The following is a 6,959-nucleotide window of genomic DNA, read 5'->3' as shown; positions in this document are numbered from 1 at the left end:
GGGCGGGAGTTGTAGTTGGAAGCGAGGGACATGCCGTAGGCGCCGGTGTCGAGCACGGCCAGCAGGTCGCCAGGGGCGGGCGTGGGCAGGCGCCGGCTGCGGCCCAGGAAGTCGCCGGTCTCGCAGATGGGCCCGACCACGTCAAAGACCCCGGTCGCGCGCCGGCCGCCAGCGGGAGCGCTGACCGGCACGATCTCGTGGTACGCGTCGTAGAGAGCGGGCCGGAGCAGGTCGTTCATGGCCGCGTCTACCACCAGGAAGTGGCGGCGGCCGTCGCGCTTGAGATAGAGCACGCGAGTGAGGAGGGCGCCCGCCGGCCCCACGAGAGCGCGCCCGGGCTCCAGGAGCAGATGAACACCCAGACCGCGCAGAGGCGCGCTGAGCGCGCGTGCGTAGGCTGAAAACGCCGCTGCGCGCCCGCCGCGGTAGGGAATCCCCAGCCCTCCGCCCAAGTCGAGGTAGCCGATGCGGTGGCCGTCGGCGCGCAGCACGCGGACCAGCCCGGCCAGGCGGCGGGCCATCGCGGCAAAGGGCGCGAACGAGGTGATCTGCGAGCCGATGTGGGCGCTGACCCCGGCGACTTCCAGGTACTTCTCCCGCGCGGCGTGGCGATAGAGAGCGCGCGCCTGGATCATGGGCACCCCGAACTTGTGTTCCAGCCGCCCGGTGGAGATGTGCGGGTGGGTCGCGGCATGGACGTCGGGATTCACCCGCAGGGCGACGCGGGCGCGCTTGCGCAGACGGGCGGCGCGCGCGGCTAGCAGAGCGAGCTCACCCTCGCTCTCCACATTGAACATCAGGATGCCGGCGCGTAGGGCGGCATCCATTTCCGGCGCAGTCTTGCCCACGCCGGAAAAGACGACCTTGGCCGCGGCGCGCGGGGCGGCGCGCAGCACGCGCTCCAGCTCGCCGCCGGAGACCACGTCGAAGCCGGCGCCCATCTCCGCCAGCAGGCGCAGCAGCGCCAGGCTGGAGTTGGCCTTCACCGAGTAGCAGATGGTGTGAGCGAGAGGGATGGCACGCTCGAAGGCGTGGTAGCGCCGGCGGATGGTGGTTGCCGAATAGACGTAGAGGGGTGTGCCGAAGCGCTCCGCCAGGCCCGCCAAGGGAAGGCGCTCGCAGCAGAGGCGCGAGCCGCGGTAGACGAACGCTGGTGGACGCGGGGAAGACATGAGAGAGGGATTATAAGTCGCCAGTCGCCAGCGAAGGCGGAAGCAGAAGGCGAAAAGCCAAGAGCTAATAGCCAGAAGCTAGGAGCTTCTCCCCTTGTGGCGGGAAGTCTCCAGGCCGGCCTCGCGGATCTTCAGGGCGACGACGGTCTGGTCGTCGAAGGGGCGGGTGCCGTGGGCGTGCTTGCCCACCGCCTGGAAGATGGCGGCGACCACGTCGTCGGCGGAGCCACGCCAGGAGCGGGCCACGATCTTCTCCACTGCGCCGCGGCCGAAGGGCTCGCCCTTGCGGTTGACGGCGTCGAGAATGCCGTCGCTGAAGAAAACCACCAGGTCGCCGGGCAGGGTCAGGACCTGCTGCTCCTCGTAGGAGCTGTCCTTGAACATGCCGCAGGGCAGGCCGGTGACGTCGATCATGTGCAATTCGCCGTTGTGGCAGAAGATGGGGCGAGGCAGGCCGGAGTTGGCCACGTGCAAGGCCCGGCGAGCGTCGTCCCAGACGGCGTAGATCAGGCTGACGAACTGGGACTCCAAGCCGCGGCCGGCGACGGCGGAGTTCACCGCGGCCAGCATCTGCGCGGGGAAGGGTTCGCGGGCGGCGGTGAGGCGCACGATGCCGCTGACCAGGGCGGCGTAGAGGGCGGCGGGCGCGCCCTTGCCGCTGACGTCGCCCACCGCGATGGCGGTGCGCCCCTGGGAGTAGGGCAGGAAATCGTAGAGGTCGCCACCCAGGGTCAGGGCGGGAACGAACTTGGCGGCCAGCCCGGCGTTGCCCAGCTTGGGGCGGCCGCCGGGCAGCAGGCGCTGCTGCACCTCGCGGGCCATGGCCAGGTCGCGCTCCAGACGCTGTTCTTCCTTGGCGATGCGCTCGTAGAGGCGGGCGTTCTCGATGGCGATGGCGATCTGCGCCGCCAGCGTGCTCAGCGTGCGCACGTGGTCGTCGGTGAAGAAAGCGCGGCGGGTGTGCTCCAGGTCGAGCACTCCGATCACCTTGTCCTTGTAGACCAGGGGGACGCAGAGTTCGGAGCGGGTCTCGGGGTTGAGCTGGATGTAGCGCGCGTCCCTGCTGACGTCGGGGACCAACACCGCCTTCTTATGCTGGGCGGCATAGCCCACCAGGCCGCGCCCCAGAGGGATCTCGTGCTTCAGGTGCACGCTCTCGTTGAAGCGCAGGGAGAAGCGGTGGATGAGCTTCTCGCCGGCGGAGTCGAGCAGCAGGATGGAGAACATCTGGTAATCGATGAGGCGGCCCAGCGACTCGGCGATGCGCTCCAGCAGGCGGTCGAGGTTGAGGATGGAGGTCAGCTCGCGGCTGATCTCGTTCAAGACCTCCAGGGTCTGGGCCTGGCGCACCACCCGGGTGTAGAGGCGGGCGTTCTCGATGCCGATGGCGATGCGCGAGGCCACCAGCGCCAGCAGGCGCGCGTGCTCGGGCTGGAAGTAGGCAGGCGCGGTGGCCTGCAGGTCCATCACCCCGATGACCCGGTTCTTGTTGATCAGCGGGATGGCCAGCTCGGAGCGCACCCTGGGGTGGGCGTTGATGTAGCCACGAAAGCGGCTGACGTCGGGGACCAGCAGGACTTCGCGCCTCTCCGCCGCCTGGCCCACCACGCCCTGGCCCAGCTTGGGGCGCAGCTTCTGGGCCTCCGGGGTGTGGCCCACGGAGAAGCGGAAACGCAGCTCCTGGGTGCGCTCGTTGAGCAGCAGGATGGCAAAGATCTGGTAGTCGATGACCTGGCGCACCAGTTCCGCCACCCGCTGCAGCAGGCTGTCGAGGTCGAGAGTGGTGTTGACCGCGTCGGCGACCTCGAGCAGGAAGGGCTCGATGGCGGGCGCAGGGGCGGGGCCGGGCGCGGCCGCGCCCTGCGGGGCGCGTTCCTTCGCCGGCGCGGGTTGGGTGGGAGGCTTCATGGGACGGGCAAAGCTCATGATAGCAGGCGGGGGTTGGGGGATGCGGGAGGCCGGGCAGACGTCGGAGTCGCGCTTCAACTTGCTGGGGTGTGGGTTAGTGCTGGAACTCGGGCGCGCCCAGTTCGCGCACGATCCGGGCGGCGGTGGAGGTGCCCAGGCGGTTGGCGCCGGCCTCGATCATGGCCAGAGCGTCGGCCAGGGTGCGGATGCCGCCGGCGGCCTTGACCCCGGCGCGCTCGCCCACCACGCCGCGCATGAGGGCGACGTCCTCGGCGGTGGCGCCGCTGCCGGCCAGCCCGGTGGAGGTCTTCACGAAGTCTGCTCCCGCGGCCACCGCCAACTCGCAGGCCACGATCTTCTCGTCCAGGGTCAGCAGGCAGGTCTCGAGGATGACCTTGAGCAGGGCGCCGGAGCCGTGGACGATCTCGACCACGCCACGGATATCGAGCTCGACGCGGGCGCGGTCGCGCGACTTGAGCGCGCCGATGTTCATCACCATGTCGAGCTCCTGCGCTCCCAGCCGCAGCAATTCGGCGGCCTCGTAGCGCTTCACCGAGGTCGTGCTCGCGCCCATGGGGAAGCCGACGGGAGAGCCCGTGCGCACTCCGGTGCCGGCGAGCAGGGAAGCGGCCAGCGGCACGGAGCAGGGATGCACGAAGACGGTGGCGAAGCCGAAGTGCGCGGCCTCGCGGCAGAGGTCGGCGACCTGGGCGGCGGTGGTCTCGGGGCGCAGCAGGGTGGAATCCAGGCAGCGGGCGAGCGCACGCCAGTCGCGGGTGTCGATCTGGGGGCGGCCGGAGACGGTGGTCAGGGTGGACATGGCCGAAGGGAGATTGTAACTCCGATCGGGCCCTGAGGATTGAGTCATCGCGTGATCGGCTCATTGCTTGATCCGAAAATATGGAAGGCGTCATCCTGAGGTCCTTTAGGGCCGAAGGATCTCGCGTGTACTACCCAGGCCTTGTGGATGCGGCACGCGAGATTCTTCGCGGCTGAAGCCGCTCAGAATGACGCCATCGATCCCATCAGTTCCGTCGGCAGGATGCAGATGTCGGGAAGGTTGCGGAAGCGCTCGGCATGGTCGAGGCCATAGCCCACCAGGAACGGATCGCCTTCCACGCGGAAGCCGATGTAGTCGGCCGAGCAAGACTGCAGGCGCCGGGCGGGCTTGTCGAGCAGCACGGCCACGCGCAGCGCCCGCGGCCGGTGCCCGAGCAGCAGGTTTTTCAAGTAGGTGAGGGTGAGGCCGGTGTCGAGGATGTCCTCGACCAGAATGACGTTCTTGCCCTCCATGGACTGGTCCACGTCCTTGGTGAGGCGCACCTCGCCCGAGTGCTGGGAACTCGAGCCATAGCTGGAGACGGCGAGGAAGTCGAAGGTGGCGTCGAGCGAGACCGAGCGCGCCAGGTCGCTGAGGAAGATGGTGGCGCCCTTGAGCACACCCAGGAAGACCACGGGCTGGCCGGCGAAGTCGCGTGTGATCTCGGCGCCCAATTCGGCCACGCGGGCGGCGATCTGCGAGCGGGAGAAGAGGACCGGTAAATTATTGATTTGTTGATTTATTGATTTATTCATTTCTCCCTGCGCCGCGCAGGCTCCAGTAAATCAATAAATCAATAAATCAGTAAATAGATAAATCCCCCCGGTTGCCGTCGCGCACGGCCGCAGCATAGAATTCGGAGTCTTCAAAATCAGGAGGAAGCGCGGGCCATGGCATTGCCGGAGTTCAAGCAACTGGTGGACGAGGCCAAGAAGCAGATCCAGGAGATCGATGTGGCCGAGCTGAAGCGCATGCAGCAGGCCCAAGAGGACTTCCTGCTCATCGACGTGCGCGAGAAGGAGGAGGCGGCGCGAGGGATGATCCCCGGCGCGGCGCACCTGTCCCGCGGCCTCCTGGAAGTGAACATCGACCAGATCACCACCGACAAGGACAAGAAGATCGTGCTCTACTGTGGCGGCGGCAGCCGCTCCGCTCTGGCGGCGGTCAATCTCAAGAAAATGGGCTTCAAGTCCCCCATTTCTCTCGCTGGGGGCTGGCGGGCGTGGAGCGGTCAGTAATTAGTAGCTAGGAGTTAGCGTCGAAACCCGAGCCGAGCGGTACGGCACGGTCCTGGCTAAGAGCTAGGAGCTAAAGGCTAAGACATGAACCTGCAAGGCGCCAAGCTGACGTGGCTGGGGCACGCCACCTTCAAGCTGGAGACCCCGGGAGGCAAGACCGTGCTCCTCGATCCCTGGGTGGCGAGCAATCCCTCTTGTCCCGAGGACCAGAAGTCGTTCCCGCAGGTGGACGGGATGCTGGTGACCCACGCCCACTTCGACCACATCGCCGACGTCATCCCTCTGGCCCAGCAGCACAACCCGGTGGTGGTCGGCATCTTCGAGTTGTGTACCTGGCTGCAGAAGAAGGGCGTGAAGCAGATCGCGCCCATGAACAAGGGCGGCTCGCAGACGGTGGGCGACATCCGCGTGACCATGGTGCACGCCGACCACTCTTGCGGCCTGCAGGACGGCGACCAGATCCTCTACGGGGGCGAGGCTTGCGGCTACGTGATCACCCTGGAGAACGGGCTGAAGATCTATCACGCCGGCGACACCAACGTCTTCGGCGACATGCGCATCATCCACGAGCTCTACAAGCCTGACCTGGCGCTGCTGCCCATCGGCGACCTGTTCACCATGTCGCCGCGGGAGGCCAGCTACGCCTGCGAACTGCTGCGGCCGCGCGCGGTCGTGCCCATGCACTTTGGCACCTTTCCGCTGCTGACGGGCACGCCGGCGGAGTTCCGGCGGATGGCCGCCGACCTGGACGTCGAGGTCATCGAACTGAAGCCGGGGCAGACGCTCTCCTAAGCCATGGCCGGCGGCATCACTCCCGAGGCGGTCGAGACGTATCTGTACGCGCTCTTGCCCGAGCGCGACGAGGTGCTGCGCGCCATGGAGGCGGAAGCGGCGCGGCGCAACATCCCCATCGTGGGCCCGGCGGTAGGGCGGCTCTTCCACCTGCTGGCCACGGTGAGCGGCGCCAAACGCGTCTTCGAGATGGGCTCGGCCATCGGGTATTCCACGTTGTGGTGGGCGCGGGCGGTGGGCGAGGGCGGGCGCGTCATCTACACCGACGGCGACCGCAAGAACGCGGAAGAAGCGCGCCGCAACTTCGAGAAGGCGGGGGTGGCGGCGCGGGTGGAGATCCGCGTGGGCGACGCCCTGGAATTGCTCTCGGAGGAGAAGCCGGAATCCTTCGACATCATCTTCAACGACGTGGACAAGGAAGACTATCCCAAGGTCTTCCGCCTGGCAGTGCCGCGGCTGAAGCCGGGCGGACTGCTCGTCTCCGACAACGTGCTGTGGAGCGGGCGCGTGGCCCAGCCCCACCCCGACGCTCGCACCAAGGCCATCCTGGAATTCAACCGGCTGCTCTATGGATCGAAGCAACTGTTCACGACCATCCTGCCTCTTAGGGATGGAGTGGCGGTGTGCGTGAAGCAGTAGCTGTGGGCGCGCAACGAATCCTGTCAAAGCGGTAGTAGAATCCTCCAAAATGATGGGCCGGAGGTCCGTATGAACTCAAGGCATCCTGCAGGCTGGGCGACCGCGCTGGCGCTGAGCGCAGTTCTGGCGCCCTGGGCGGCGGCGCAAGCGACGGAGCCGCAGGCCGCGACGGAAAACAAGTTCGTCTCCCGCACCGACCTGGTGCTGGTGCCGGTGGTGGTGCACGACAAGAAAGGGGCGCACGTCCCCGGACTGAAGCTGGAGGACTTCGCCGTCTTCCAGGACGGCCGGCAGGTCAAGCTGGCCAGCCTGGAGGAGGTCACGGCGGCAGCGACCTCGCCGGCGCGGCCGGCGCAGCCGGGCGAGTTCACCAACCAGGGAAAGGCCGGC

General features: G+C 67.5%; 8 protein-coding genes. 4 read left to right on the top strand and 4 right to left on the bottom strand.

Going from position 1 to position 6,959, the window contains the following annotated elements; all coding sequences use genetic code 11:
- The 4 genes from lysA to hpt form a co-directional block, all read right to left on the bottom strand.
- Positions 1–1,172: diaminopimelate decarboxylase (gene lysA / locus VEG08_14310; GenBank protein HXZ29163.1), on the bottom strand; the 1,172-nt coding region annotated here is incomplete at its 3' end.
- 78 nt (positions 1,173–1,250) lie between these two features.
- The gene (locus VEG08_14305) at positions 1,251–3,080 is read right to left on the bottom strand and encodes a GAF domain-containing protein (GenBank protein HXZ29162.1); all 1,830 of its coding nucleotides are present in this window, start codon (positions 3,078–3,080) and stop codon (positions 1,251–1,253) included.
- 94 nt (positions 3,081–3,174) lie between these two features.
- Positions 3,175–3,900: a deoxyribose-phosphate aldolase gene (deoC, locus tag VEG08_14300; GenBank protein ID HXZ29161.1), complete on the bottom strand. Its 726-nt coding sequence runs from the start codon at positions 3,898–3,900 to the stop codon at positions 3,175–3,177.
- A gap of 182 nt (positions 3,901–4,082) precedes the next feature.
- A complete protein-coding gene (gene hpt / locus VEG08_14295; protein ID HXZ29160.1) occupies positions 4,083–4,655 on the bottom strand; it encodes a hypoxanthine phosphoribosyltransferase in 573 nt (190 codons plus the stop codon).
- Positions 4,656–4,790: 135 nt separating this feature from the next.
- Between hpt and VEG08_14290 the strand changes: the two genes are divergently transcribed.
- The 4 genes from VEG08_14290 to VEG08_14275 all read left to right on the top strand — a co-directional run.
- Positions 4,791–5,138 (top strand): rhodanese-like domain-containing protein, encoded by a 348-nt coding sequence (locus VEG08_14290; protein HXZ29159.1) that lies wholly within the window; start codon positions 4,791–4,793, stop codon positions 5,136–5,138.
- Between the two features lie 84 nt (positions 5,139–5,222).
- Positions 5,223–5,930, top strand: coding sequence for a metal-dependent hydrolase (locus VEG08_14285; GenBank protein ID HXZ29158.1), 708 nt, complete (start codon positions 5,223–5,225; stop codon positions 5,928–5,930).
- Positions 5,931–5,933: 3 nt separating this feature from the next.
- Positions 5,934–6,569 carry an O-methyltransferase gene (locus VEG08_14280; protein HXZ29157.1) on the top strand — a complete coding sequence of 212 codons (636 nt, stop codon included), beginning with the start codon at positions 5,934–5,936 and terminating at the stop codon, positions 6,567–6,569.
- Between the two features lie 69 nt (positions 6,570–6,638).
- Positions 6,639–6,959: hypothetical protein (locus VEG08_14275; GenBank protein HXZ29156.1), on the top strand; the 321-nt coding region annotated here is incomplete at its 3' end.

The organism is Terriglobales bacterium (genome assembly GCA_035624475.1).
GTDB lineage: Bacteria > Acidobacteriota > Terriglobia > Terriglobales > Acidobacteriaceae > DASPRL01.
Note: the sequence above shows the minus strand (reverse complement) of the source record. Positions and strands in the feature narration are given on the sequence as shown.

What these genes read in the sequence shown, in the direction of transcription:
- VEG08_14305 (HXZ29162.1), bottom strand. Translation starts at nt 3,080, where the DNA reads ATGAAGCCTCCCACCCAACCCGCGCCGGCGAAGGAACGCGCCCCGCAG.
- deoC (HXZ29161.1), bottom strand. Translation starts at nt 3,900, where the DNA reads ATGTCCACCCTGACCACCGTCTCCGGCCGCCCCCAGATCGACACCCGC.
- hpt (HXZ29160.1), bottom strand. Translation starts at nt 4,655, where the DNA reads ATGAATAAATCAATAAATCAACAAATCAATAATTTACCGGTCCTCTTC.
- VEG08_14290 (HXZ29159.1), top strand. Translation starts at nt 4,791, where the DNA reads ATGGCATTGCCGGAGTTCAAGCAACTGGTGGACGAGGCCAAGAAGCAG.
- VEG08_14285 (HXZ29158.1), top strand. Translation starts at nt 5,223, where the DNA reads ATGAACCTGCAAGGCGCCAAGCTGACGTGGCTGGGGCACGCCACCTTC.
- VEG08_14280 (HXZ29157.1), top strand. Translation starts at nt 5,934, where the DNA reads ATGGCCGGCGGCATCACTCCCGAGGCGGTCGAGACGTATCTGTACGCG.